We start from the raw sequence: 23,552 nt of genomic DNA on the forward strand, positions 1-23,552 counted from the left end.
AGTGCCGGCGCAACGGGCCGATGCCCAGGTACCGGCCATGGTTCCCTTCGGCGCGAGGGTGGCGTTCGCATTGCTCGTCGGAGCCGCGGCGGCGCTTGCTTGTCCGAAGCTGCCGGCGCTGGTCTGCCTTTGGATGGCGCTGGCGCTCGGTGCGTACGGCTGGGCGCGCGGTCGCAGAGTAGGGCGCTGGCTCGGCGTCCTGTCGGTCGGCTTCGCGTTGACGGGCTTGCATGCGGCTTACGCCTTGTCGCTGCAATTACCGGTGGACTGGGAGCGGCGCGAAGCGACGGTCTCGGGCCGTGTGGCCGAACTGCCGGCGCACGAAGTCCGTCGCACCCGTTTTCTCTTCCGCGTCGACGGCGACGCCGAGCAGCCCGCACCGCTGCGCGGCCGCCTGCTGCGCCTGTCCTGGTACAGCCAGGACCGTGCCGAGCGCGCGGCCTTGCGCGCCGGCCAGCGCTGGCAGTGGCGGGTGCGTGTGCGGGCGCCGCGCGGGTTGCGCAACCCGGGCGCGCCGGACGCGGAGAAGTACGCGCTGATGCAGCGCCTGACCGCGACCGGCTATCTGCTCGAACCGGGCGATGCGCGTTTGCTCGCACCGGCGGCGGGCCTGGATGCGTTGCGGGAACGATTGTCCGACCGGATCGCCGAAGCCGTGGTCGCACCATCCTCGCGCTACGTGCGCGCGCTCGCGCTGGGCGACACGCGCGGCTTGGACGAGCGCGACTGGGAGATCCTGCGTGCGAACGGTTTGACCCACCTGATCGCCATCTCCGGTTTCCACGTCGGCCTGGTCGCGGGTTTCTTCGCACTGATCGTGCGGGGGTTGTGGCGGATGTGGCCGAGCTTGGGACGACGCTGGCCGCGGCCGGTCGTGGCCGCCTTGGCGGCGACCGCGGGGGCGTTGCTGTACACCGCGCTGGCAGGTTTCGCGCTGCCGACGGTCCGCACCATGCTGATGATCGCGGTGGTCGCCGGGGTGCGGGCATCGCGACGGCCGTCCGATGCGGTCGCGGCCCTGGCGCTGGCGGCGATCGCGGTGCTGCTGGCCGATCCGCTGGCCCTGCTGGGCGCGGGTTTCTGGCTGAGCTTCCTCGGTGTGGCCTGGCTGCTGTGGTGCCTGCCGCACGGCGGGCCGCGGCGTTCGCTGCTGCGCGAGTTCATGTCGGCGCAGGGCGTGGCGACCCTGGGCCTGTTGCCGCTGTGCGTGGCGCTGTTCGGCCAGGCCTCGCTGGCCGGGCCGCTCGCCAACCTGTTCGCGGTGCCCTGGTGGAGCCTGGTCGTCGTGCCCTTGGCGCTGGTCGGTACCGCGCTGGACCTGCTCTGGACCGGCGCGGGCGAGGGCGCCTGGCGGCTTGCGGCGAGCTGCTTCGATCTGAGCTGGCCGCTGTTCGAGCGTCTGGCCGGGAGCGGGCTGGCCCTGTGGTGGCTGCCGGAGCCGCATTGGCTCGCCTTGCCCTCGGCCCTGCTCGGGGCGTTCTGGCTGCTGTTGCCGCGCGGAGTGCCGGGCAAGCCCCTGGCTTTGCTGCTGTGGCTGCCGCTGCTGTGGCCGGACCGGCACCTGCCCGAGCCCGGCGAGGCCGAGCTGACCGTGATCGACGTCGGCCAGGGCCTGTCGGTACACGTGCGTACCGCGCGCCACAGTCTGCTCTACGACTTCGGGCCGGCGGCGCCGGATGGCTACGACGCCGGCGAACGGGCGGTGGTGCCGACCCTGCACGGCTTGGGCGTGCGCTCGCTGGACCGGATGGTGGTCAGCCACGCCGACAACGACCATGCCGGCGGCCTGGAGTCCGTCGCGCGGGTGTTCCCGGCCCCGGACCGGCGTGCGCCCGAGGGCGCCGGAATCGCCCTGGCGCGGCCCTGCGTCGCCGGCCAGGCCTGGACCTGGGACGGCGTGCGTTTTCGCTTCCTGCATCCGCCGCCGCATTTTCCTTACCTGCGCAACGAATCCTGCTGCGTGCTGCGGATCGAAACCGCGCATGCGGCGGCCCTGTTGACCGGCGACATCGGCGAGGTGGTCGAGCGCGATCTGGTCCGCCTGGACCACCAAAACGGCACCCAGGACCTGCACGCCGACGTGGTCCTGATCGCCCACCACGGCAGCGGCGGCTCCTCCGATCCGAGTTTCGTCGCCGCCACCGGCGCCCGCCATGCGCTGGTCTCCAGCGGTTACGGCAACCGCTACGGCCATCCCAAGCCGGAGGTGCTGGCGCGCTGGCGCAACGCCGGAGCGCAGACCTGGGACACCAGCCGGGGCGGGGCGCTGCGGCTGCGCCTGGGCGGCAGCGACGGGGCCGGCGGAATCCAGGTCGAAACGCGACGCCAGGCACATCCGAGGCTGTGGGACGCGGCCCGACGGGTGGAGGTCGCACCGGCTGGGCTATCCTATCGGCTTGAATGAAGCGGCCGAATGGGCCGGAGGTTCGCGAGTGCTGGAACTGGTCAAGGCCGGCGGTTGGCCGATGATCCCGCTGTTGCTGCTGTCGGCCGTCGCGCTGGCGATCATCATCGAGCGGTTGTGGACGTTGCGACGCAAGGCCGTGCTGCCGCCCGACCTGGGCAAGGAAGTCCGCGCCTGGGCCGGCCGCGGCAAGCTGGACCCGGCCCATATCGAGTCGCTGCGCGCGACCTCGCCGCTGGGGGCCTTGCTGGCCGCCGCGCTGGACGTGCGCGGCCGTCCGCGCGACGAGATCCGCGAGCGCATCGAGGACGTCGGCCGCCACCTGGTCCACCGCATGGAGCGCTATCTCAATACCCTGGGCACGATCTCCGCCGCCGGTCCGCTGTTGGGCCTGTTCGGCACCGTGGTCGGCATGATCCAGATGTTCCTGGGCATCCTCGATCACGGCATCGGCGACGTGAACCAGCTCGCCGGCGGTATCGGCAAGGCCCTGGTCTGCACCGCCGCCGGCATGATCGTGGCGATCCCGGCGTTGATCGCGCACCGCTGGTTCCGCGGTCGCATCGCCGAGTACATCGTGGCGATGGAGCACGAGGCGATCCAGTTGCTCGACACCCTGGACACGCGCTCGCACGCGCGTCCGGCCGCCGCCGCGGCGACGCCGGCGCAGCCGCAGGTCGTGGGCTGAGGCAGGGCGGGCAGGCATGCGCATTCGCGACCACCGCGCCGACGACGAGCCGGAGATCAACCTGGTCCCGTTGATCGACGTGATCCTGGTGCTGATCATCTTCTTCGTGGTCACCGCCACCTTCGACGCGCGCTCGGTGCTCAAGCTTGAGCTGCCGCGCGCCAGTGGCGAGCCGGTCAGCGACGCCTCCAAGGCGCTGATCGTGCTGGTCAACGCCGAAGGCCGTTATTTCGTCGACGATCGCGAAGTGCTGCGCGACGATCTGGAATCGCTGAAGACCACCATCGCCGAGGTCGCCGGCAGCGACCGCGACCGCCAGGTGATGCTGCGTGCCGACGCCCGCACGCCGTACCAGGCCGTGGTGACGGTGTACGACGCGCTGGGCCAGCTCGGTTTCCGCCGGATCATGAGCGCGACCGCACCGCCGGCCAACGCCGGTCCTGCCCCCAGCGAGGGCAAGCGGTGACCGGTCAGGTATCGCCCTGGCAGACCTACCGCCGCCTGCTGGGCTACGCCCGTCCCTACAGCGCGCTGCTGTGGCTGGCCCTGTTCGGCATGCTGGTCGAGGCCGCCGCGGCCGGCGTGTTCACCACCTTGATGACGCCGATCATCAACCTGACCTTCATCGAGAAGGAAAAGAAGCTCAGCACGCTGCTGCCGCTGGCGATCGTCGGCCTGTTCCTGCTGCGCGGCATCGCCGGCTACGTCACCGACTTCCACATGGCCAAGGCCGGCCGCAGCATCGCCCGCGACATGCGCGTGAACGTGCTGGGCAAGTACCTGCGTCTGCCGGGCCTGCGCTTCGACACCGAGCCGGTGCCGTCGATGCTGGTGCGGCTGGGCTCGGACAGCGACCAGGTCGCCCAGGCCGCGGTCGATGCGATGAAGGTGATGCTGCAGCAGAGCTTCCAGGCGATGGCCCTGCTCGGCGCGATGCTGTACGCCAGCTGGCAGGTGACCCTGGCGGTGCTGCTGATGGCGCCGCCGCTGGCCTTCGTGATGGACAAGATCGGCCGCCGCTACCGCCGCATCAGCCACCGCATCCAGGAAAGCGCGGGCGCGCTGCTGCAGTCGGCCGACCAGGCCCTGGGCAATCAGCAGGAGGTCAAGGTCTACGGCGCGCAGCAGGTCGAGCTGGAGCGCTACGCCGCGATCGCCGACAACCACCTCAAGCTCAGCATGAAGGTCGAATCCACGCGTTCCATCGCCTCGGCGATGGTGCAGCTGATGGGCGCGGTCGGCTTGGCGCTGCTGTTGTTCGTGGCCGGGCGTGAGGCCCTGGCCGGACGCCTGGACGCGGGCAAGTTCGTGACCCTGATGACCTCGATGATCGCGATCATCCCGGCGCTGCGTCAGCTCACCAACGTGCAGAACATGCTGCAGCGGGGCGTGGCCTCGGCCGAACGCCTGTTCTCGGTGCTGGATGCCGACGACGAGCCCGACAATGGCAGCCGTCCGCTGACCCGGGCACGCGGCGAAATCGAATTCCGCGACGTGGTCGCGCGCTATCCGGGCCAGAAGGACCCGGCCCTGGCCGACATCAGTTTCAGCGCGCGGCCGGGTACGGTCACCGCAATCGTCGGCCGTTCCGGCAGCGGCAAGTCGACCCTGATCAAGCTGCTGCCGCGCTTCTACGAACCCGAGTCGGGCCAGATCCTGCTCGACGGCCACCCGCTGCAGGACTACCGCCTGTCCGACCTGCGCCGCCAGATCGCCCTGGTCGGCCAGCAGGTGATGCTGTTCGACGGCACCGTCGCGGCCAACGTCGCCTACGGCGAATTGCAGCAGGCGCCGCCGGAAGGCCTGGATCGCGCGGTGCGCGGCGCCAACGCGATGGAATTCGTCGAGCGCCTGCCCGAAGGCGTGCAGACCCATATCGGCGCCAAGGGCGGCAAGCTGTCCGGCGGCCAGCGCCAGCGTCTGGCGATCGCGCGCGCCATGCTCAAGGACGCGCCGATCCTGATCCTGGACGAGGCCACCGCGGCGCTGGACACCGAATCCGAGCGCCTGGTGCAGGACGCGCTGGAACGGCTGATGCCCGACCGCACGACGCTGGTGATAGCGCACCGACTCTCGACCATCGAGCATGCCGATCAGGTGCTGGTGCTGGACCAGGGCCGCATCGTCGAGCGCGGCAGCCACGCGCAGTTGCTGGAGCAGGGCGGGCTGTACGCGCACCTGCACCGCATGCAGTTCCGCGAGGCCGAATAAGCATGGCCGGCGGATCGCACGAACGCCGCGTACGCCTGCCGGCGTACTGGTACGGCGACGCTCCCGTTCCGATCGGCGCGCGGCTGCTGTCGGGCCTGTACGGCGCGGTCACCGGCCTGCGCCGCAGCCTGTACCTGAAAGGCTGGCTGCGCCGCCACCATCCCGGCGTGCCGGTGATCGTGGTCGGCAACATCACCGCCGGCGGCGCCGGCAAGACCCCGATGACCATCGCCCTGGTCGAGCGCCTGCGCGCCGAAGGCCGGACTCCGGGCGTCGCCAGCCGCGGCTACGGCCGCGACGGTTCGGCCCCGCCGATGTGGGTCGAAGGCACCAGCGATCCGGCCCTGGGCGGCGACGAGCCGGTGCTGATCGCCGCCCGCACCGGGGTCAAGGTCCGGGTCGACCGCGACCGCGCCGCGGCCGCGCGCGCCCTGGTCGAAGCCGGCTGCGACGTGGTGGTCTGCGACGACGGCCTGCAGCACTACCGTCTGGCGCGCGATATCGAGATCGAAGTGGTCGACGGCCGCCGCCGTTACGGCAACGGCCAACTGCTGCCCGCCGGCCCGCTGCGCGAGTTGCCCGAGCGCGCGGCGCGCTGCGACTTCCGCGTCGTCAACATTTCCCAGGCCAACGTCGCCAGCGGCGTCGGCGGCGGCGAGACCGGCTTCGGCGAATGGCCGATGCGCCTGATCGCCGACCAGGTGCAGCCGGTGCTGGGCGGGCGCTCGCGCAAGCTGGGCGCGTACTCCGGCCAGCGCGTGCATGCGGTGGCCGGCATCGGCGACCCCGAGCGCTTCTTCGCCATGCTGCGCGGCTTCGGCATCGCCGTGGTCCCGCACGCGTTTCCCGATCATCACCGCTACAGCGCCGCCGACTTCGAGTTCGGCAGCCAACTGCCGGTGCTGATGACCGAGAAAGACGCGGTCAAGCTGGCCGGCGAGGGCGAGGGCTCGTTCGTCGGCGATCAGTATTTCAGCGTGCCGGTGCGCACCGAATTGCCCGAGGCGTTCTGGGTGTCGCTGCTGGACAAGCTGGCCGCGCTCAAGGGGCGCTAGGCGCGGCAGGGTTCGGGCGCGGCACGCAGCGTCGTGCTATCGCTTCCGCCTGTCGTCGTAGCATGCTCCGGCGTCGCCCCGAACGCTCCGCGCCATCCGCGGACGCACCGACTCGCCGCGGCACGGCCGCACCCCGCTGGAGTTCCGCATGAGCAAGGATTTCGTCGTCGCCATCCCCGCCCGTTACGCCGCCACGCGTCTGCCGGGCAAGCCCTTGCGCCTGCTCGCGGGCGAGCCGCTGGTGCTGCACGTCGCGCGGCGTGCGCTTGCGGCCGGCGCGAGCGAGGTGTGGGTGGCGGCCGACGATGAACGCATCGCCGAGGCGCTGCGCGACAGCGGCGTGCGGGTGGCGATGACCTCGACCGAGCACGCCTCCGGGACCGACCGCCTGGCCGAGTGCGCGCGCATCGCCGGCTGGGCCGACGACACCGTGGTGGTGAACCTGCAGGGCGACGAGCCGTTCGCGCCGGCGGCGGGCGTACGAGCCTGCGCGGCGGCCTTGCGCGCCAGCGGGGCCGAGATGTCGACCCTGGCCGCGCCGGTGACCGAAGTCGAGACCTTGCTGGATCCGAACGCGGTCAAGCTGGTGCGCGCGGCCAACGGCGACGCGCTGTACTTCAGCCGCGCGCCGATTCCATGGCCGCGCGACGCCTTCGCCCGCGACCGCGATCGCATGCCCGAGCGCGGCGAGTGGCTGCGCCACATCGGCATCTACGGCTACCGCGCCGGCTTCCTGCAGCGTTTCGCGGCGATGCCGCCGGGACGCTTGGAAACGATCGAATCGCTGGAGCAGCTGCGCGTGCTCGAGGCCGGCCACCGCATCGCGGTCGCGCTGACGCCCGAGCCGTTCCCGCCCGGCGTCGACACGCCCGAGGACCTGCAGCGCGCCGAGGCGCGCCTGGCCCAGGGCGCCTGAGCCGTGCGCCTGCTGGTGGTCTGCCTGGGCAACATCTGCCGCTCGCCGGTGGCCGAAGGCGTGCTGCGTGCGCGCATCGCCGCATCCAGCGTGGCCGGGCGGGTCGAGCTGGATTCGGCCGGCACCGGCGACTGGCACGTCGGCCAGCCGCCGGATCGGCGCGCGATCGCCAACGCCGCCGAGCACGGCATCGACATCTCGGGCCTGCGCGCGCGCCAGCTCGCCGCCTCCGACTACCGCGACTTCGACTGGCTGCTGTGCGCCGACCGCGCCAACCTGCGCGACGTGCGTGCGCGGGCGCCGCGCGGCACCCGCGCGCAGATGGCATTGCTGCTGGATTGGACCGGCGTGGAAACGCAGGGCGAGGTGCCCGATCCCTACACCGGCGGGCCGGCCCAGTTCGAGCACGTATTCCGCTTGCTCGACCGTGCCGCCGACGGCGCGATCGCGCGGCTGCGCGAGGAACTGGGCGAGCGCGGGCGCTGATCCCCGCGGTGCCCTTTGGAAGCGGGAAGACCCGCGATACCCCGGGGCGACGATAGCGGGCCCGAAGCCGCTCCTGCCGCTCCCCCTGCGCAAAAGAGCAGGGGTTTGCCCCAACGGTCCGCAAACGCCGTTCCAGCGCCGCCATCTTGCCTTCACGCATAATCGGCCCTATCCAGTAGCCGATGTTCGCGACCGTGACCGCCCGCAGCCTGCCAGCCGTTCCGCCCGCCACGCGCCCTGACGGGTCGCGCGCGGCCGTGTGCATGCGCGGCCGGGGCATGCCGGGGCAGGGCGCATGAGCGCGTCGCCGCTGCCGTTCGACGGCAAGTCCTTCGTCAAGAAGCTCAGCACCGCGCCGGGCGTGTACCGCATGATCGGCGCCGACGACAACGTGCTCTACGTCGGCAAGGCCGGCGCGCTCAAGAACCGCGTCTCCAGCTATTTCAACGCCACGCCCAAGTCGGCCCGGATTCTGTCCATGCTGGCGCAGACCGCGCGCATGGAGGTCACGGTCACCCGCACCGAGGCCGAGGCGCTGATCCTGGAAAACCAGCTGATCAAGTCGCTCAAGCCGCGCTACAACGTGCTGCTGCGCGACGACAAGAGCTACCCCTACGTGCTGATGACCCAGGAAGCCTGGCCGCGCATCGCCATGCACCGCGGTCCGCGCGCGATTCCGGGCCGTTATTTCGGCCCCTACGCCAGCGTCGGCGCGGTGCGCGACACCCTCAACCTGATGCACAAGCTGTTCCGCCTGCGCAGCTGCGAGGACAGCGTGTTCCGCAATCGCTCGCGGCCCTGCCTGCAGCACCAGATCGGCCGCTGCAGCGCGCCCTGCGTGGGCCTGGTCGCAGCGCGCGACTACGCCGAGAGCGTGCGCCGCGCCGGACTGCTGCTGGACGGCCGCAGCGACGAACTCACCGACGAGCTCGGCCGCGCCATGGAAGCGGCCAGCGTGCGCCTGGATTTCGAGGAGGCCGCGCGCATGCGCGACCTGGTCACCTCGATCCGCACCCTGCAGGCGCGCCAGTACGTCGACGGCCGCGCTGCCGACCTCGACGTGCTCGCCGTGGCGATGCAGGGCGTGGCCGCCTGCGTGCTGCTGCTGGCGTTCCGCGACGGCCGCAACCTCGGCACCCGCGCCTTCTATCCCAAGACCAACGGCAGCGACAATCCCGAGGAAGTGCTGGCCGCGTTCGTGTCGCAGTACTACGCCGAGCAGACCCCGCCGGGCGAGATCGTGCTCGACCGCGACATCCCCGACCGCGAACTGATCGAGCAGGCGCTGTCGGCCTCGGGCGAGCGCAAGGTCCAGATCCGCAGCAGCGTGCGCGGCGAACGCGCCGGCTACCTCGACATGGCGCGCCGCAACGCCGAGATGTCGCTGGCCGCCGAACGCACCAGCCACGCCGCCCAGCACGCGCGCGCCGAAGCCCTGCGCGAGATGCTGGGCATGGCCGCGATCCCCGCGCGCATCGAGTGCTTCGACATCAGCCACACCATGGGCGAGGCCACCGTGGCCTCGTGCGTGGTGTTCGACGCCGAGGGCCCGGTGCGCGGCCAGTACCGGCGCTACAACATCGCCGGGATCATCGCCGGCGACGACTACGCGGCCATGAACCAGGCGATCGAGCGCCGTTTCCGGCGCGCGGTCGAAGAGAACGGCGTCATGCCCGACGTGCTGCTGATCGACGGCGGAGCGGGCCAGGTGGCGCAGGCACGGGCGGCGCTGGACGAACTCGGGGTCGAGGGCGTGATCCTGGTCGGCGTGGCCAAGGGCCCGGCCCGGCGGCCCGGCGACGAGGAACTGCTGCTGCCGGACGGCCGCCACCTGCGTCCCGGCGCCGAATCCCCGGCCCTGCAGCTGATCCAGCAGGTCCGCGACGAAGCCCACCGGTTCGCCATCACCGGCCACCGCGGGCGCCGCCAGAAGGCGCGCAACAGCAGCCGGCTGGAGGACATCCCGGGCATCGGCCCGCGCCGGCGCGCCAGCCTGCTGCGCCACTTCGGCGGCCTCGGCGGTCTGAAAGCGGCCGGGATCGAGGAAATTTCCCGGGTCGAGGGCGTGAATGCCGCCCTGGCCGAGCGCATCTATGCGACCCTGCACGGGCTGGAGGCACCGGATGCCGGCGCCCCGGCCAAGGCCAACCCGAAAGCGGCCAACGGCGGCACGCGGAGCGAAGGATGAAGTTGACGATACCCACCATGCTGACCCTGGCGCGGATCGTATTGATCCCGGTGCTGGTGGTGGTGTTCTACCTGCCGTTCCAGTGGACCAACTTCGCCGCGGCGTTCATTTTCGCCTTCGCCTCGATCACCGATTGGCTGGATGGCTGGATCGCGCGCCGCTACGACCTGTACTCGGCCTTCGGCGCCTTCCTCGATCCGGTCGCCGACAAACTCATGGTCGCCGTGGCGCTGCTGCTGATCGTGCAGAAGCACCCGACGGTGTGGATGACGCTGTGGGCGGCGGTGATCGTCGGCCGCGAGATCGCGGTTTCGGCGCTGCGCGAATGGATGGCCGAACTCGGCCAGCGCGCGGCGGTGAAGGTGGCCACGATCGGCAAGATCAAGACCATCGTGCAGATGGTCGCGCTGGTCTGCCTGCTGTATCAGGAATCCTTTCTGGGTCTGCCGATCTTCCGCATCGGCGAATGGCTGCTCGCCGGCGCCGCGTTGCTGACTTTGTGGTCGGGGCTAGCGTATTTACGCGCGGCATGGCCTATAATGCGCGAAGACGCGAAGGGCCCCTCGGGCTGATCGCGGCGTCCGCCACCGGGGTACGGGTGATCAGGTGCACCGGGGCTGAAGCCCGGGTTCGAGGCAGCAAGGAAAACGAAATTGGGTGTTGACAGTTTTGTTTCCATGCCTAAAATGTTGGTTCCTCTGCGGGAATAGCTCAGTTGGTAGAGCACTACCTTGCCAAGGTAGATGTCGCGAGTTCGAGTCTCGTTTCCCGCTCCAAATTCGAGGAGTCATCCTCAGGAACAAAGCCCCGCATGCGGGGTTTTGTTTTTTCGGCGGCAGCCCATGCGTAACGTGGGCAATCGTCACCGCAGGCGGTATGCTTGCGACCAGTCACCGGCCGGGTGGCAGAGTGGTTATGCAGCGGACTGCAAATCCGCGTACGCCGGTTCAATTCCGACCTCGGCCTCCAATTTCGGACCCTGTACGCAGGGTCCGGCTTTATCGGAACTCCGAAGCCCCGCGCAAGCGGGGCTTTTTTTTGCGCGCGCAGCTGCGGCGTAGGGAGGCGCGCGCTGCGATGGCGGCCGCGTCGCGTAGAGCGCTTCGTGATCCTGCGGCAGGGACGGTCCATCGCCGCAGGCCGCGCATCGACCCGGTCGGCCGGCTTTCCTGGCCGGCGGCGGCGTGTCGTAAGCTATTGCCGCAGTCGCGGTCCTGGCCCGGATGGCGAAATCGGTAGACGCATCGGACTTAAAATCCGCCGGCCGCAAGGCCATGCCGGTTCGAGTCCGGCTCCGGGCACCACGACGCGATTCCCGATTGCGGGGCTCCATCGCGGCTTCATGTGCGCGTTGGCTCCCGCCGCGCTCATGCACGGCGAACGGCAAGTTGCGAGCGCTGCCGTCCGCGTCCAGCCATGCACATGACCGCTGGTTCGGAACATGGACCTGGTCGATACCGTGGACGATGACGTCGCTCGATCCGATATCGGCCGCGATGACCGATGCGATCCGCGAGTAATGCAGGATCGAGCGCGACGGTAGCCTCCTGCGGTTGCAGGAGACGCAAGGCTCAGAGCAAAAAGGGATGGCATGCTGCACGGCTGAGTGGCCGTTACGAGCTCGCGTCGTAGCCCCTCCCGGCTTGCATGCATGGACGTTCCATTTATCGGTGCTCTGGACGGCGATATCGCGACGATATGGGTGCATCGTTGCGCACCGGAACGGTCGCATCTGGCGACCGGGCGAGCTTTACCGTCGGTCCGAAAGTTCGACGGTGTAAGACGCTTGGTGGTAGCTTGAAACTGCCTTCAAGGGCTGCGGCACACCATGTGCCACGGGATCTTGTCCGCTCGTAGCGAGACGATCTCATGAATCCGCTCAAGCGTCATCGCGTCGTCCGCCATGCAGTTGCGTCTGCCGGCGAGGCCGACCGCTATTCCAGTCCCGCCATCGAATCGGCGGAGAACGAAAGGCCGGCCCCCGCCGTTGCCGGGCATGGTTCGCTCCAATCTCTCCAGCCGATTCCTTCGTTTCGCCGCACACAGGGGGTAGCCATGTTCCAGAAGAACGACGGCGAGTTCGCATTCGCATTCGCCGGCTACGGATCGTCGCATCAGGACAAGCTCACGCCGACAGTCGAGGCGGGAGACCAAGTGATACTGCGCGTCGACGCGGGCGACGAGCTTGCCCACCAGCTGATCGTCCGAGTGCGCACCGCCGCCCATGGGCAGAGCTACATGGGCGCCGTCGAGGGCTTCGAAGACCCGACCGAACGCGTGCAAGGTTTCCCGCGCGGGCACATCGTCAAGTTCGCGCACGACGAGATCCATTTCTGCGACAAGTCCGGGACGCGTACGCCGGATCGCAGCCCCAGCAGGCGCGAATCGGTCTAGGCCGGCGATCCGGCTAGCGCCGGATCATTCCTGGCGCGTCGTCGCCAGGCGCAGGAAGGTCTCGTGCTGGTAGCGGCTCATGCGCAGCTGCTGGCCGGTGTCCATGGTGACGACGTGGTGGCCGTTGAACCACGGATGGATGGCCTTGACCCGGCGGACGTTGACGATCGCCGAGCGGTGGACGCGGGCGAAGCGGCGCGGGTCCAGGCGCGCGGCGAGCGTGGCCATGGTCTCGCGCAGTTCGTGGACGCGGTCGGCGAGGTGGATCTGCACGTTGTTGCGGCTGGCCTTGATCCAGACGATATCGTCGACGGCGACGAAGACCACGTGCTCGTCGACCCGCACCGGGATGCGCTCGAGGTAGTCGTCGCGTTTGCGCAGGGCATCCAGCGCCTGCAGGATCTGCGCCGCCGAACGCGCATCGGCGCCGGCGCTGGACAGGCGCGCCTTGGCGCGCTGCAGGGTGGTGGCGAAACGTTCGCGACTGAACGGCTTGACCAGATAGTCGACCGCGTTGGCCTCGAAGGCGCGCACCGCGTATTGCTCGTAGGCGGTGACGAAGATCGTCGCCGGCATGTGCTCGGTACCGATGCTGGCGATCACGTCCAGCCCGTTCATCGCCGGCATCTGGATGTCCAGGAACACCAGGTCGGGCCGCTGGCTGCGCAGCGCGATCACCGCCGAGGCGCCGTCGCCGCATTCTCCCAGCAGTTCTATCTCCGGATCCTCGCGCAACAGGCGCACGATCGCGCGGCGCGCGATCGGCTCGTCGTCGACGACCAGGGCCGAGATGCTCATGCGGGCACGTGCTCCGGTATGTCGTCGGTTTCCTCGATCTCGCGGAACGGCAGGCGGATGCGGCAGGCCACCCCGCTGGGGTAGATCATGTCGAGGCGGATCTGCGCGGCGTCGCCGTACAGCTCATTGAGCCGCAATCGCGTGTTGGACAGGCCGATGCCGTGGCCGAGCGGGTCGCCGCCTTCCTCCAGCGTGCTGTTGCGGTTGCGTACGTCGATGCACAGCTGGCCGTCTTCGCGCCGGCTCTCGATCTCGACGCAGTCGTCGCCCACCCGCCGGCCGATGCCGTGGCGGATCGCGTTCTCGACGATGGGTTGCAGCAACAGGCTCGGGACCGCGCAGTCCAGGGTGTCGGGGGCGACGTAGATCTGCGTGCTCAGCCGGTCCTTGAAGCGCATGCGCTGGATGCCGAGGTAGAGGTCGAGCAGGGCCAGTTCGCGGCGCAGGCTGATTTCCTGGCCGTCGTAGTCTTCCAGGAAGGCGCGCAGCAGCTCGCTCAGGCGCAGCAGCATGTCCTCGGCCGTCAGGGTGTCCTCGTCGAGCAGGGTGACGATCGCGTGCAGGGTGTTGAACAGGAAGTGCGGCTGCAACTGGGTCTTCAGCACCTGCAGACGCGATTGCGCCAGCTCGGTCGCCAGCCGGCCAGCCTCGAGTTCGCGGCGCGCCTGCTCGGCGCGGAAGTGCAGGGCTTGCTGGATCGCGAGCAGGGCCCAGTAGGTGAGCAGGCCGGTGGCGGCGTGTTTGGCGAAGAACTGACCGAACTGATCGGCGAACGAACTCGATTCGGTAACGCTCGACACCAGTGCGCCGATCACCAGCGCCAGCAGGGTCACGCCGATGCTGGCGGGCAGCTGCATGCCCAAAGAGCGCAGGCGCAACGGCGGCTGGATCGGATGGCGTTCGGCCAGCCGGAACACCAGCGGCGCGAGCGCCGCCCAGGTGTACCACTGAATCATCGACCAGCGCAGGTAGTCGAACAGCGACCAGGTATTGCCGTTGTGCGCGTCGTGCACGAAGCCCTGCAGCGCGAACGCCAGCACCACCGCCGACCACAGGGCGAGGTAGCGCGACAGGGCGATTTCGGTGCTGCCGAGGCGGATCGTCATCGGGTACGGCCGGGAAGGGATGTCCGCATCCTAGGCGCAGCGCGGGGCCGCTGAAAAGCGCGGCGGCGGCCGCCTACGATTCGCCAGCGCGCCACGACGATTCGTCCCGGATCGCTTTCGCGCGTGCCGGGCGGGCGGCCTGATGTGCGCGCCGACGGCTTCCGCCATGTGTGGACCGCCGGCGCCGTCCATCCCGCCCGGAGGTCCTCGTATGCGTCCGCTCAGCTTCGTCGTTCTCGTCATCGCCGTCGGCGCCGCCACCCAGGTCGCGGCCCAGGCCAATGTCCAGCCGCATACGCGTTACCTGGAATTGATCAATCGCGCACGCGACAGTCTGGTCTCGCTCGCGATCGCGCCGGCGGGAGGAGAGACGTTCCGGGAATTGCCGATCGGCGAGCCCCTGCGCGGCGGCGGCGCCTCGACCACGCTCGAAGTCGACGGCGGGAACTGCGTCTATGATTTCCGCATGGTGTTCCGCGACGGCCGCGCCGCGATCTATCGCGACATCGACGTCTGCCGCTATCGCAGCCTGCACGTCCGTCCGCTGCCGCGCGCGGCAACGGACGGGCGCCTCGATCAGGAATGAGAACGGTGGCGATGCCGCGGTCGTACCCGCGGCGTTCGCGCCTGCGGACCTAGATCATCAAGCCCGACGTGATCAACGCTGTGCGCGCCAGGCGCACCGCCAGCAAGCTTTTGAGATCATCGAGATCGGTTTTGCTATAGGCGTAGGCGAAATCGTTGCCGACGCCGTGGTAGTACTCGTGGCGCAGGCCATCGGCGCTTTTGCGGATCGTTCCGATCGCAACGCCGTTGTAGTGAACGTCCAAACGCCAGCTCTTGTCCGTACCGACTTCCCGATAGTCCAGGTCCATGCACCCCTCGCGCTGTCGTGGCGACCGACGACAAGGTGCCTAGGCGTGTATGAACGTAACGGGTCTCGCGCGGTTCGCGTCGCGTAACCGTATGGGTTTGTGAAAGCGGCGTCATCGTGGTCTGTGCGCGTCGTGCTAGGCGCTTTCGCGCTGTGCGCGAGCGCGCCGCGCGGCGCCCGAAAGGCTGTGGCCGCAGCGCCGGTATGCGTCGTTCAGTCGTTCAGACGTGTCCGATCGCAGCGACGGCTCAGGCCTGCGCGCGCGCCAGCCGTCGCGTCTTCTTCGCGGGCGGACGGCTGGGCAGGGCGTGACGCAGGATGCGCCAGATCACCTGGCCGAACTGACGCGGCAGCGAACCGGTGTTGTAGTGCTGACCGTAGCGCGCGCAGATGTCGCGCACGTCGACCGCCATCGCGGCGTAGCGGTGGGCGGGGATGTCGGGGAAGAAGTGGTGTTCGATCTGGTGGCTGAGGTTGCCGGTCATCAGATCCATCAGCTTGCCGCCGCTGAGGTTGGACGAGCCGCGCAGCTGGCGCAGATACCAATGCCCGCGCGATTCGCCGGCCACCGATTCCTTGGAGAAGGTTTCGGCGTCGGCGGTGAAATGGCCGCAGAAGATCACGGTGTAGGTCCACAGGTTACGCAGCACGTTCGCCACGATGTTGCCCAACAGCACCGGCAGGAAGAACGGGCCGGCCAGCAGCGGGAAGAACACGTAGTCCTTGAGCACCTGGCGCGCCATCTTGCGGCCGACCGGACGGAAATGCTTGCGCAGCTGCGCGGTAGTGGTCTTGCCGATCCACCAGCGACCCAGGCGCAGGTCCTGGATCGCCACGCCCCATTCGAACAGCAGGGCGAAGATCACCGCGACCAGGGGCTGGAACAGGTAATACGGCTTCCAGCGCTGCTCCGGGAACAGGCGCAGCAGGCCGTAGCCGATGTCGTCGTCCATGCCGCGCACGTTGGTCCAGGTGTGGTGCTGGTAGTTGTGGGTCTTGCGCCAGTTGTCGCTGGTGCCGGCGATGTCCCATTCGTAGGTCTTGCCGTCCAGGTGCGGGTCGCGCATCCAGTCGTATTGGCCGTGCATGACGTTGTGGCCGAGTTCCATGTTCTCCAGGATCTTGGACAGCGCCAGCAGCAGCGTGCCGCCGATCCAGGCCGGTACCAGCACGCCGGGCAGGAAGGCGCCGGCGATCGCGCCGAGCATCAGCAGGGCGCGTCCGGCGAAGCCGGTGTAGCGCACCGATGCGACGATGGCGCGGATGTAGTCGGCGTCGCGCTGGCCGAGCTGGGCGGCGGTGCGCGCGCGCACGGCGTCGAGTTCGGTGCCGAAGCGTTCGAGTTCTTCGGCGCTGAGGACGCGGTTGCGGGAGGTCGTGGTCATGGCCGGGTCACAGATCGAGGACGAGGTCGCTGGTCGCGCTGTTCACGCACAGGCGCAACGCGGACACCGGTTCGTGCTGGACGTCGCCGGTGTGCAGGTGGAGGGTGCTGCCCGAGCGCTTGCCGCAGGCGCAGGTGTTGCAGATGCCCATGCGGCAGCCCGACGCCGGCTTGATGCCCTGCGCTTCCAGGGCCGACAGCAAGGACTGCCCGCGCGCCACGGTCAGGCTGCGGCCGCTGGCGGCCAACGTGAGCTGGACCGTGCCCTGCGTTTCCAAGCTGCGCGGCGGCGGGCTGAAGGCTTCGGCCTGGAACGAACGCGCTTGCGCGGCGAGCAGCTCGCGGGCCTGGTCGACGAAGCCGCCCGGGCCGCAGGCGTAGACCTGGCGCTGCGCCGGATCGGCGACGCTGGCTGCGAGCAGGGCCGCGTCGATGCGGCCCTGGCCTTCGTCGGCGGCGCTCGCGGCCTCGCCGGTGAGCAGGAAGCGCACGACGAAGTGCGGATGGGCCGCAGCGTAGCCGCGCAGCTCGTCGACGAAGCACAGTTGCTCGCGCAGGCGCGCCCAGTACAGCAGGGTCAGCGGCGCGGGCATGCCGCGTGCGGCGAGATCGCGGGTCAGCGCGATCAGCGGGGTGATGCCGCTGCCGGCGGCCAGGAACAGGCGCGGGACGTCCGCAGCGGCCGGGTCCAGAGTCATCTCGCCGAAGGCCGGGCCGAGTTCGAGCACATCGCCGACCCGGGCCTGCTGGCAGAGGTGGCGGCTGAGCTTGCCGTCGGCGACCGCCTTGACGGTGATCGCGATACGGCCGTCGCGGCCGGGCAGGCCGGTCGGGCTGTAGCTGCGGGTCACCCGGACGCCGTCGATCTCGGCGCTGAGGTTGAGGTGCTGCCCAGGGCGGCTGCCGCTCCAGTGGCGGTTCGGGCGCAGGACCAGGGTCACCGCGTCGGCGGATTCGGCGCGGCGCTCGACGATCCGCGCCAGCGGGCGCTCCCAGGACCAGGTCGGATGCAGGCGCGAAGCCCAGAAGTCGAACACGCCGGGAGACACCCAGGGCCGGGCCAGGCGCCTGAACGGGCCGTCGGTGCGGGAGGGGGCGGGACGTAGTTGGGCGCTCATGAGGCGTCACTATACACGTGAGAGCACAAGTGTATAGACATATGTATATTAACGGCCGCCGCTATGATGCAGGCCCAATTCCGTCCATGCTCGATTCCGTGACCCAGCGCTCCCTATCTGCCGACGACGACGCGGGCTCCGGCCGCAAGGCCGCGATTTCGCGCGACGACCTGCTGGCGGCGGCGCTGCGCCTGATCGGACCGCACCGCAGCGTCTCCAGCCTGAGCCTGCGCGAAGTGGCGCGCGAGGCCGGGATCGCGCCCAACAGCTTCTATCGCCAGTTCCGCGACATCGACGAGCTGGCGGTCGCGCTGATCGACCTGGCCGGGCAGTCGCTGCGCAAGATCGTCGGCGCCGCCCGCCGGCGCGCGGCGACCAGCCACAGCATCGTGCGCGACTCGGTGACCGCCTTCATGGAGCAGGTGCGCGCCGACGACAAACTGCTGCACGTGTTGCTGCGCGAGGGCACGGTCGGCTCGGACGCGTTCAAGCAGGCGGTCGACCGCGAGCTGACTTTCTTCGAGGAAGAGCTGCGCATCGACCTGGTGCGGCTGTCCGCGGCCGAAAACACGACCCTGCACGAGCCGGCCTTGGTGGCCAAGGCGATTACCCGACTGGTGTTCGCGGTCGGCGCCACCGCCATGGACCTGCCGCCGCACAAGGACGCCGAGCTGATCCAGCAGCTCACCCAGATGGTGCGGATGATCCTGGCCGGCGCGCAGGCGATGGCGCGGAGCGAGGCGGGCTAGCGCGCCGCGCACGGTGGCGCTGGGCTGGGCCCGCTTCACGAGAGAAAGACAAGGTGAGGCCGGGTAGGGTGAGCCTCAGCGCACCATCGCCATCACGCCCGGGCAGCGAACACCGAGCGAAGCCTCGCTGCGCCGGCTTGAAGCGATCCCGCCGGTCGCGAATCAGCGCCCGCCGCTGACCGCCACTAAACGCGGCCGCGCCGCCGACCGTGCCGCCGCGACCTCGAAATGCCGCACCTGCGTGCCCAGCGCGAGTTGGCCGGACGGGGCGTAGATCTGCACACGCACATCGACGCGGTGGGCCTTGGCGTGCTCGACTGCGTCCTGGCGCGCGGCTTCGCCAGCGGCCTGCAGGCTGTGGTGCGGCTCGCTGGTGGCCGGACTGCAGATCAGGTGGCCGTGGTTGTGCTGTTCGCGGAGTTCGACTCGATACGGCATGGCGCGGGTCCCGGTGGCGAAGGCGGTTCCGGCCGGGTGCGGGCCGGGATGTCGGGCGTGGCAGCCGCCAGACACGGCGAGTCTGCCCCCTTTCGTGTAGACGAACTGTCGGTGGATGCCTGACGCGCGTGTAGGAAAAGTCCGAACGGCCGCGCTCGGCCGGGTCGGGCTGGCGGGGCCGGCGTTCGTGCCGCTAGCCTGGTTCTCGTGGCCGCAGGTCCCGATACCGACGGTCGCGGGCGGCAACCGCGCTGTCGCCCGCCTGCTCGCGGCCTGGAGCGGCCCCTATAATCGGCCGGCGCCTGGCCCGGGCCTTCCCGGGACGGTAGCGTTCCTCACACCATCAGGGCAGGGCATGCAGGATCTGGCAAGCGCACGCATCGCGGTGATCGGCCTGGGCTACGTCGGGCTGCCGCTCGCGATCGAACTGGGCAAGCGCTACGACACCCTGGGCTACGACATCGACGCCGCACGCGTGGCCACCCTGATCGCCGGCGAGGACGGCAACGGCGAAGCCGGGGCCGAGGAGATCGCCGCCGCCACGCGCCTGCGCTTGAGCGCCAACGCCGACGACCTGGGCGACCGCGACGTGTTCGTGGTCACCGTGCCCACGCCGGTGGACGAGCACAAGCGTCCCGACTTCAATCCGCTACTGCAGGCCAGCCGCCGCATCGGCGGCCTGATGCGCCCCGGCGCGCTGGTGATCTACGAATCCACGGTGTACCCGGGCGCGACCGAGGAAATCTGCGTGCCCGAGCTCGAACGCGCCTCCGGCCTGCGCTACAACGTCGATTTCCACGTCGGCTACAGCCCGGAGCGGATCAACCCCGGCGACCGCCAGCGGCGCCTGGTCGACATTCCGAAAGTGACCTCGGGTTCGACGCCCGAAGCGGCCGAGTCCGTCGACGCGCTCTACCGCAGCATCATCCTGGCCGGCACCCACAAGGCCTCGAGCCTGCGCGTGGCCGAAGCGGCCAAGGTGATCGAGAACACCCAGCGCGACGCCAACATCGCCCTGGTCAACGAATTCGCGCTGATCTTCCAGCGCCTGGGCATCGACACCACCGAAGTGCTGGAAGCGGCCGGCACCAAGTGGAACTTCCTGCCGTTCCGCCCCGGTCTGGTCGGCGGGCATTGCATCGGCGTGGATCCGTACTACCTGATCCAGAAGGCCCAGGCCGCCGGCTACCATCCCGAGATCCTGCACGCCTGCCGCCGCATCAACGACGCCATGGGCGAGCATGTCGCCGCCGACGTGATCAAGCGCATGATCCAGCGCGGCGCCGCGGTCGCCGGTTCGCGCATCCTGATCCTGGGCCTGGCGTTCAAGGAAAACTGCCCCGACCTGCGCAACACCCGGGTGATCGAACTGGCGCGCCAGTTCGGCGAGTACCGCGCCCAGGTCGATATCCACGATCCCTGGGTCGATGCCGCGCATGCGCGGCGCGAGTACGGCGTGGAAGTGCTGGCGCAGCCACCGCTGGGCGCCTACGACGCGGTCGTGCTGGCGGTCGCGCACGACCAGTTCCGCGCGATGGGCGCGGCCGGCGCGCGCGCCTACGGCCGTCCGGGTGCCTTGCTGTACGACATCAAGAGCGTCTATCCGCGCGACCAGATCGACGCCCGGCTTTGACCCGGCCGCGGTAAGCGCGGCGTCGCGGCCCGCGCGGCGCGCGGCCGCGCTATGCTCAGCGCAGCCCGCGATCGAAGCCGTTCGACTATGCGCTACGCCGTCTACATCGCCAGTGTGATCCTGCTGCTCGCGTCGGTGCTGATCGCGAGCCTGTGGGAGCCGGACTGGTGGTGGGGCGCGCTGGCGTTCGGCGCGATCGCCGCACTGGGCACCTGGGACCTGCTGCAGACCCGCAGCACCTTGCGCCGCAACTATCCGGTGCTCGCCCATTTCCGTTACGGCCTGGAATCGATCGGGCCGGAGATGCGCCAGTACTTCATCGAGGCCGACACGGCCGAGGTGCCGTTTTCGCGCCAGCAGCGCGCCCTGGTCTACCAGCGCGCCAAGTCGGCCAACGACGTGCGTCCGTTCGGCACCCAGCAGGACGTCTACGGGCACGACTACGAGTGGATCAACCACTCGATGGCGCCGACTGCGCACGTCGAACACGATTTCAGGATCGAAATCGGCACCGGCACCGCGCATCCGTACTCGGCCAGCGTGTTCAACATCTCGGCGATGAGCTTCGGCTCTTTGTCGGCCAACGCGATCCGCGCGCTCAACCGCGGCGCCCGCCTCGGCGGCTTCTACCACGACACCGGCGAAGGTTCGATCTCGCCCTACCACCGCGAGAACGGCGGCGATCTGGTCTGGGAAATCGGTTCGGGCTATTTCGGCTGCCGCGACGAGCAGGGCCGTTTCGACCTGGCGCGCTTCACCGCGGCCGCGGCCGACCCGCAAGTGAAGATGATCGAGATCAAGCTGTCGCAGGGCGCCAAGCCCGGTCATGGCGGGGTGCTGCCGGCGGCCAAGGTCAGCGCCGAAATCTCGGCCACGCGCGGCGTGCCGATGGGCCAGGACTGCGTGTCGCCGGCCAAGCACAGCGCCTTCGACTCGCCGCGCGGCCTGCTCGAATTCGTGGCGCGCCTGCGCGAGGCCTCGGGGGGCAAGCCGACCGGTTTCAAGCTGGCGATCGGCCACCCCTGGGAATGGTTCGGCATCGCCAAGGCCATGCACGAGACCGGGCTGCTGCCGGACTTCATCGTCGTCGACGGCGCCGAAGGCGGCACCGGCGCGGCGCCAGCGGAATTCATCGACCACGTCGGCGTGCCCATGCACGAGGCGCTGATGCTGGTGCACAACACCCTGGTCGGGCTGGAACTGCGCGACCGCATCCGGATCGGCGCGGCCGGCCGCATCACCAGTGCCTTCGACATCGCCCGCACCCTGGCGATGGGCGCGGACTGGTGCAACGCGGCGCGCGGCTACATGTTCGCGCTGGGCTGCATCCAGGCCCAGAGCTGCCACACCGACCGCTGCCCGAGCGGCGTGGCCACCCAGGACCCGAACCGCTGGCGGCACCTGGACGTGCCCGACAAGGCCACGCGCGTATTCCATTTCCACGACAACACGCTCAAGGCGCTGCGCGACCTGCTGTGCGCGGCCGGCTTGTCGCATCCGCAGCAGCTGGGGCCCGAGCACATCCTGCGCCGGGTGTCGGCGACCGAAGTGCGGTCGCTGGGCGCGCTGTACAACTTCCTCGCGCCCGGCGACCTGCTCGGGCGGATTCCGGACCATGCCGTGTTCCAGAGCTACTGGGCCGACGCGCGCAGCGATTCGTTCGCGCCGCCGGACAAGGTGGCGTCGCTGCGGGGCAGCAAGTCGATGTGATCCGCCGCGGCTGTGGGGTAGGAGCGGCGTGAGCCGCGATCGAAGATCCTGCCTGCGACGATGGTTGCGATGCCGCTAGCGTCTCAGGGATCGCGGCTTACGCCGCTCCTACCCCAAAGCAGTGCTGCGGCTTAGAGCAGTTCCAGCACCTGTTCGGACAGTCGTCCGATCGGTGCCCGTCCTTCGTGGGCTATTCCGCATCGCTTGTGGACGAAGCTCGTCGAGTTCTCTGTAGGAGCGGCGTAAGCCGCGATCGAACCCGCACACCGCGACGCGCGCATCAACCTGGGAGGGAGCTCAATCGCGGTTCACGCCGCTCCCACAGGGGCGTGGGCGATTCCGCATCGCTTGTGGACGAAGCTCGTCGAGTTCTCTGTAGGAGCGGCGTAAGCCGCGATCGAACCCGCACACCGCGACGCGAGCATCAACCTGGGATGGAACTCAATCGCGGCTCACGCCGCTCCCACAGGGGCGGGGGCGATTCCGCATCGCTTGTGGACGAAGCTCGTCGAGCTCTCTGTAGGAGCGGCGTAAGCCGCGATCGAACCCGCACACCGCGGCGCGCGCATCAACCTGGGATGGAGCTCAATCGCGGCTGACGCCGCTCCCACAGGGGTTGTGGGCGATTCCGCATCGTTGTTCGGACGCGTTAGAGCAGGTCCAGCACCCGCTCCGGCGGTCGTCCGATCAAGGCGCGGCCGTTGTGCACGAACACCGGACGTTCGATCAGCTGCGGGTGCGCGGCCATCGCCGCGATCAGGGCGTCGTCGTCCAGGGTGGGATCGTCGAGACCGAGCGCGGCGTAGGCGTCCTCGCCGCTGCGCAGCAGGGCACTCGCGGGCAGGTCGAGCAGGCGCAGCAGGTCGCGCAGTTCATCGGCATCGGGTGCGCTGTCGAGGTAGGCCACGATCCGCGGTTCGATGCCGTTTGCCTGCAGCAGTTCCAGCGCGGCGCGCGATTTCGAGCAGCGCGGGTTGTGGTAGAGGCGGGTGTCGCTCATGGCGCGCTCCTGCAGGCTGTCGGCGCCGGCCTGGACGGGCCAAGCCGCACGGGTGGGTTATGGCTGGGTTCGGAGCATCGAAGCTTCGAAAACCGGAACTCCAAACCCTAAGCTCGAACCCCGGGACTTTGAATGCGGGGACTTTGAACCCAGGCTCAGAACCACAGGGCCCCGAGTCGGGGCTCTGAAACCTGGGCCCGAAACCCGGGACCCGGAAAAGACGAAGGCCGGCTTGCGCCGGCCTTCGTCCGTATCTGGTGGGCGGTACAAGTTTCGAACTTGTGACCCCTGCCGTGTGAAAGCAGTGCTCTACCGCTGAGCTAACCGCCCAAATACTTGGGCCGCAGATTGTAGGGGGCGGGCGCGGACTAGGCAAGCCTGGCCGTCGCGGCGCCCCTCC

At 69.5% G+C, this 23,552-nt stretch carries 21 protein-coding genes and 4 tRNA genes; 17 read left to right on the forward strand and 8 right to left on the reverse strand.

What is annotated here, in order from left to right; translation table 11 throughout:
• Positions 1 to 37: 37 nt before the first annotated feature.
• The 13 genes from ASE10_RS12755 (at position 38) to ASE10_RS20245 (ending at position 12,342) form a co-directional block, all read left to right on the forward strand.
• A complete protein-coding gene (locus tag ASE10_RS12755) occupies positions 38 to 2,404 on the forward strand; it encodes a DNA internalization-related competence protein ComEC/Rec2 (protein ID WP_055906321.1) in 2,367 nt (788 codons plus the stop codon).
• 28 nt (positions 2,405 to 2,432) lie between these two features.
• Positions 2,433 to 3,092, forward strand: coding sequence for a MotA/TolQ/ExbB proton channel family protein (locus ASE10_RS12760; RefSeq protein WP_055906325.1), 660 nt, complete (start codon positions 2,433 to 2,435; stop codon positions 3,090 to 3,092).
• A 16-nt stretch (positions 3,093 to 3,108) separates the two neighbouring features.
• Entirely contained in the window at positions 3,109 to 3,558 is a 450-nt protein-coding gene (locus tag ASE10_RS12765) for a biopolymer transporter ExbD (protein WP_055906327.1), read from the forward strand.
• On the forward strand, positions 3,555 to 5,303 hold the full coding sequence (gene msbA / locus ASE10_RS12770) for a lipid A export permease/ATP-binding protein MsbA (protein ID WP_235565862.1): 1,749 nt from the start codon (positions 3,555 to 3,557) through the stop codon (positions 5,301 to 5,303). The genes ASE10_RS12765 and msbA overlap by 4 nt, the downstream gene beginning before the upstream one ends.
• A gap of 2 nt (positions 5,304 to 5,305) precedes the next feature.
• A complete protein-coding gene (lpxK, locus tag ASE10_RS12775) occupies positions 5,306 to 6,358 on the forward strand; it encodes a tetraacyldisaccharide 4'-kinase (protein ID WP_056102171.1) in 1,053 nt (350 codons plus the stop codon).
• Between the two features lie 148 nt (positions 6,359 to 6,506).
• Positions 6,507 to 7,274 (forward strand): 3-deoxy-manno-octulosonate cytidylyltransferase, encoded by a 768-nt coding sequence (gene kdsB / locus ASE10_RS12780; RefSeq protein ID WP_055906333.1) that lies wholly within the window; start codon positions 6,507 to 6,509, stop codon positions 7,272 to 7,274.
• 3 nt (positions 7,275 to 7,277) lie between these two features.
• Positions 7,278 to 7,760, forward strand: coding sequence for a low molecular weight protein-tyrosine-phosphatase (locus tag ASE10_RS12785; protein WP_055906336.1), 483 nt, complete (start codon positions 7,278 to 7,280; stop codon positions 7,758 to 7,760).
• 295 nt (positions 7,761 to 8,055) lie between these two features.
• Entirely contained in the window at positions 8,056 to 9,948 is a 1,893-nt protein-coding gene (uvrC, locus tag ASE10_RS12790) for an excinuclease ABC subunit UvrC (protein ID WP_056305343.1), read from the forward strand.
• A complete protein-coding gene (pgsA, locus tag ASE10_RS12795) occupies positions 9,945 to 10,520 on the forward strand; it encodes a CDP-diacylglycerol--glycerol-3-phosphate 3-phosphatidyltransferase (RefSeq protein WP_055906343.1) in 576 nt (191 codons plus the stop codon). Before uvrC ends, pgsA begins: the two co-directional genes overlap by 4 nt.
• Before the next feature lie 128 nt (positions 10,521 to 10,648).
• A tRNA-Gly gene (locus ASE10_RS12800) sits at positions 10,649 to 10,724 on the forward strand.
• A 119-nt stretch (positions 10,725 to 10,843) separates the two neighbouring features.
• Positions 10,844 to 10,917, forward strand: a tRNA-Cys gene (locus ASE10_RS12805).
• Between the two features lie 248 nt (positions 10,918 to 11,165).
• Positions 11,166 to 11,252: transfer RNA gene (locus ASE10_RS12810), tRNA-Leu, on the forward strand.
• 565 nt (positions 11,253 to 11,817) lie between these two features.
• Complete coding sequence (locus ASE10_RS20245; protein ID WP_157480921.1) at positions 11,818 to 12,342, forward strand: hypothetical protein; 525 nt, start codon at positions 11,818 to 11,820, stop codon at positions 12,340 to 12,342.
• A gap of 24 nt (positions 12,343 to 12,366) precedes the next feature.
• On the opposite strand, the gene ASE10_RS12825 is transcribed toward ASE10_RS20245, so the two are convergent.
• Together ASE10_RS12825 and ASE10_RS12830 are read right to left on the reverse strand one after the other, a co-directional pair.
• On the reverse strand, positions 12,367 to 13,140 hold the full coding sequence (locus ASE10_RS12825) for a LytTR family DNA-binding domain-containing protein (RefSeq protein WP_056102328.1): 774 nt from the start codon (positions 13,138 to 13,140) through the stop codon (positions 12,367 to 12,369).
• Positions 13,137 to 14,246 carry a histidine kinase gene (locus tag ASE10_RS12830; RefSeq protein ID WP_056305345.1) on the reverse strand — a complete coding sequence of 370 codons (1,110 nt, stop codon included), beginning with the start codon at positions 14,244 to 14,246 and terminating at the stop codon, positions 13,137 to 13,139. The genes ASE10_RS12825 and ASE10_RS12830 overlap by 4 nt, the downstream gene beginning before the upstream one ends.
• 211 nt (positions 14,247 to 14,457) lie before the next feature.
• On the opposite strand from ASE10_RS12830, the gene ASE10_RS12835 reads away from it, so the two are divergent.
• A complete protein-coding gene (locus ASE10_RS12835; protein ID WP_055906359.1) occupies positions 14,458 to 14,832 on the forward strand; it encodes a hypothetical protein in 375 nt (124 codons plus the stop codon).
• 49 nt (positions 14,833 to 14,881) lie between these two features.
• Here the strand turns inward: ASE10_RS12835 and ASE10_RS12840 are convergent, their stop codons facing one another.
• The 3 genes from ASE10_RS12840 to ASE10_RS12850 form a co-directional block, all read right to left on the reverse strand.
• Positions 14,882 to 15,121, reverse strand: coding sequence for a hypothetical protein (locus tag ASE10_RS12840; RefSeq protein ID WP_055906362.1), 240 nt, complete (start codon positions 15,119 to 15,121; stop codon positions 14,882 to 14,884).
• 247 nt (positions 15,122 to 15,368) lie between these two features.
• Positions 15,369 to 16,505: an acyl-CoA desaturase gene (locus ASE10_RS12845; protein WP_056305346.1), complete on the reverse strand. Its 1,137-nt coding sequence runs from the start codon at positions 16,503 to 16,505 to the stop codon at positions 15,369 to 15,371.
• A gap of 7 nt (positions 16,506 to 16,512) precedes the next feature.
• Positions 16,513 to 17,622, reverse strand: coding sequence for a ferredoxin reductase (locus ASE10_RS12850; protein ID WP_056305348.1), 1,110 nt, complete (start codon positions 17,620 to 17,622; stop codon positions 16,513 to 16,515).
• An 86-nt stretch (positions 17,623 to 17,708) separates the two neighbouring features.
• Here ASE10_RS12850 and fabR point away from each other — a divergent pair, with 86 nt between their 5' ends.
• The gene (gene fabR / locus ASE10_RS12855) at positions 17,709 to 18,371 is read left to right on the forward strand and encodes an HTH-type transcriptional repressor FabR (RefSeq protein WP_055906370.1); all 663 of its coding nucleotides are present in this window, start codon (positions 17,709 to 17,711) and stop codon (positions 18,369 to 18,371) included.
• A gap of 162 nt (positions 18,372 to 18,533) precedes the next feature.
• Here fabR and ASE10_RS12860 read toward each other — a convergent pair whose 3' ends face one another.
• Positions 18,534 to 18,809, reverse strand: a complete 276-nt coding sequence (locus ASE10_RS12860) for a hypothetical protein (RefSeq protein WP_055906373.1) — start codon at positions 18,807 to 18,809, stop codon at positions 18,534 to 18,536.
• Between the two features lie 355 nt (positions 18,810 to 19,164).
• Here ASE10_RS12860 and ASE10_RS12865 point away from each other — a divergent pair, with 355 nt between their 5' ends.
• The gene (locus ASE10_RS12865; protein WP_056305350.1) at positions 19,165 to 20,442 is read left to right on the forward strand and encodes a nucleotide sugar dehydrogenase; all 1,278 of its coding nucleotides are present in this window, start codon (positions 19,165 to 19,167) and stop codon (positions 20,440 to 20,442) included.
• A gap of 87 nt (positions 20,443 to 20,529) precedes the next feature.
• On the forward strand, positions 20,530 to 22,152 hold the full coding sequence (locus ASE10_RS12870) for an FMN-binding glutamate synthase family protein (RefSeq protein WP_055906379.1): 1,623 nt from the start codon (positions 20,530 to 20,532) through the stop codon (positions 22,150 to 22,152).
• 649 nt (positions 22,153 to 22,801) lie between these two features.
• Here ASE10_RS12870 and arsC read toward each other — a convergent pair.
• Together arsC and ASE10_RS12880 are read right to left on the reverse strand one after the other, a co-directional pair.
• Entirely contained in the window at positions 22,802 to 23,152 is a 351-nt protein-coding gene (gene arsC, locus ASE10_RS12875; protein WP_056305352.1) for an arsenate reductase (glutaredoxin), read from the reverse strand.
• Between the two features lie 255 nt (positions 23,153 to 23,407).
• Positions 23,408 to 23,482: transfer RNA gene (locus tag ASE10_RS12880), tRNA-Val, on the reverse strand.
• Between the last annotated feature and the right edge of the window lie 70 nt (positions 23,483 to 23,552).

The sequence above is a fragment of the Lysobacter sp. Root76 genome, from assembly GCF_001428685.1.
In the GTDB taxonomy this organism is placed as follows: Bacteria; Pseudomonadota; Gammaproteobacteria; order Xanthomonadales; family Xanthomonadaceae; genus Lysobacter.

What these genes read in the sequence shown, in the direction of transcription:
- ASE10_RS12755 (WP_055906321.1), top strand. Translation starts at nt 38, where the DNA reads ATGGTTCCCTTCGGCGCGAGGGTGGCGTTCGCATTGCTCGTCGGAGCC.
- ASE10_RS12765 (WP_055906327.1), top strand. Translation starts at nt 3,109, where the DNA reads ATGCGCATTCGCGACCACCGCGCCGACGACGAGCCGGAGATCAACCTG.
- lpxK (WP_056102171.1), top strand. Translation starts at nt 5,306, where the DNA reads ATGGCCGGCGGATCGCACGAACGCCGCGTACGCCTGCCGGCGTACTGG.
- kdsB (WP_055906333.1), top strand. Translation starts at nt 6,507, where the DNA reads ATGAGCAAGGATTTCGTCGTCGCCATCCCCGCCCGTTACGCCGCCACG.
- uvrC (WP_056305343.1), top strand. Translation starts at nt 8,056, where the DNA reads ATGAGCGCGTCGCCGCTGCCGTTCGACGGCAAGTCCTTCGTCAAGAAG.
- pgsA (WP_055906343.1), top strand. Translation starts at nt 9,945, where the DNA reads ATGAAGTTGACGATACCCACCATGCTGACCCTGGCGCGGATCGTATTG.
- ASE10_RS20245 (WP_157480921.1), top strand. Translation starts at nt 11,818, where the DNA reads ATGAATCCGCTCAAGCGTCATCGCGTCGTCCGCCATGCAGTTGCGTCT.
- ASE10_RS12825 (WP_056102328.1), bottom strand. Translation starts at nt 13,140, where the DNA reads ATGAGCATCTCGGCCCTGGTCGTCGACGACGAGCCGATCGCGCGCCGC.
- ASE10_RS12830 (WP_056305345.1), bottom strand. Translation starts at nt 14,246, where the DNA reads ATGACGATCCGCCTCGGCAGCACCGAAATCGCCCTGTCGCGCTACCTC.
- ASE10_RS12835 (WP_055906359.1), top strand. Translation starts at nt 14,458, where the DNA reads ATGCGTCCGCTCAGCTTCGTCGTTCTCGTCATCGCCGTCGGCGCCGCC.
- ASE10_RS12840 (WP_055906362.1), bottom strand. Translation starts at nt 15,121, where the DNA reads ATGGACCTGGACTATCGGGAAGTCGGTACGGACAAGAGCTGGCGTTTG.
- ASE10_RS12845 (WP_056305346.1), bottom strand. Translation starts at nt 16,505, where the DNA reads ATGACCACGACCTCCCGCAACCGCGTCCTCAGCGCCGAAGAACTCGAA.
- ASE10_RS12850 (WP_056305348.1), bottom strand. Translation starts at nt 17,622, where the DNA reads ATGAGCGCCCAACTACGTCCCGCCCCCTCCCGCACCGACGGCCCGTTC.
- fabR (WP_055906370.1), top strand. Translation starts at nt 17,709, where the DNA reads ATGCTCGATTCCGTGACCCAGCGCTCCCTATCTGCCGACGACGACGCG.
- ASE10_RS12860 (WP_055906373.1), bottom strand. Translation starts at nt 18,809, where the DNA reads ATGCCGTATCGAGTCGAACTCCGCGAACAGCACAACCACGGCCACCTG.
- ASE10_RS12865 (WP_056305350.1), top strand. Translation starts at nt 19,165, where the DNA reads ATGCAGGATCTGGCAAGCGCACGCATCGCGGTGATCGGCCTGGGCTAC.
- ASE10_RS12870 (WP_055906379.1), top strand. Translation starts at nt 20,530, where the DNA reads ATGCGCTACGCCGTCTACATCGCCAGTGTGATCCTGCTGCTCGCGTCG.
- arsC (WP_056305352.1), bottom strand. Translation starts at nt 23,152, where the DNA reads ATGAGCGACACCCGCCTCTACCACAACCCGCGCTGCTCGAAATCGCGC.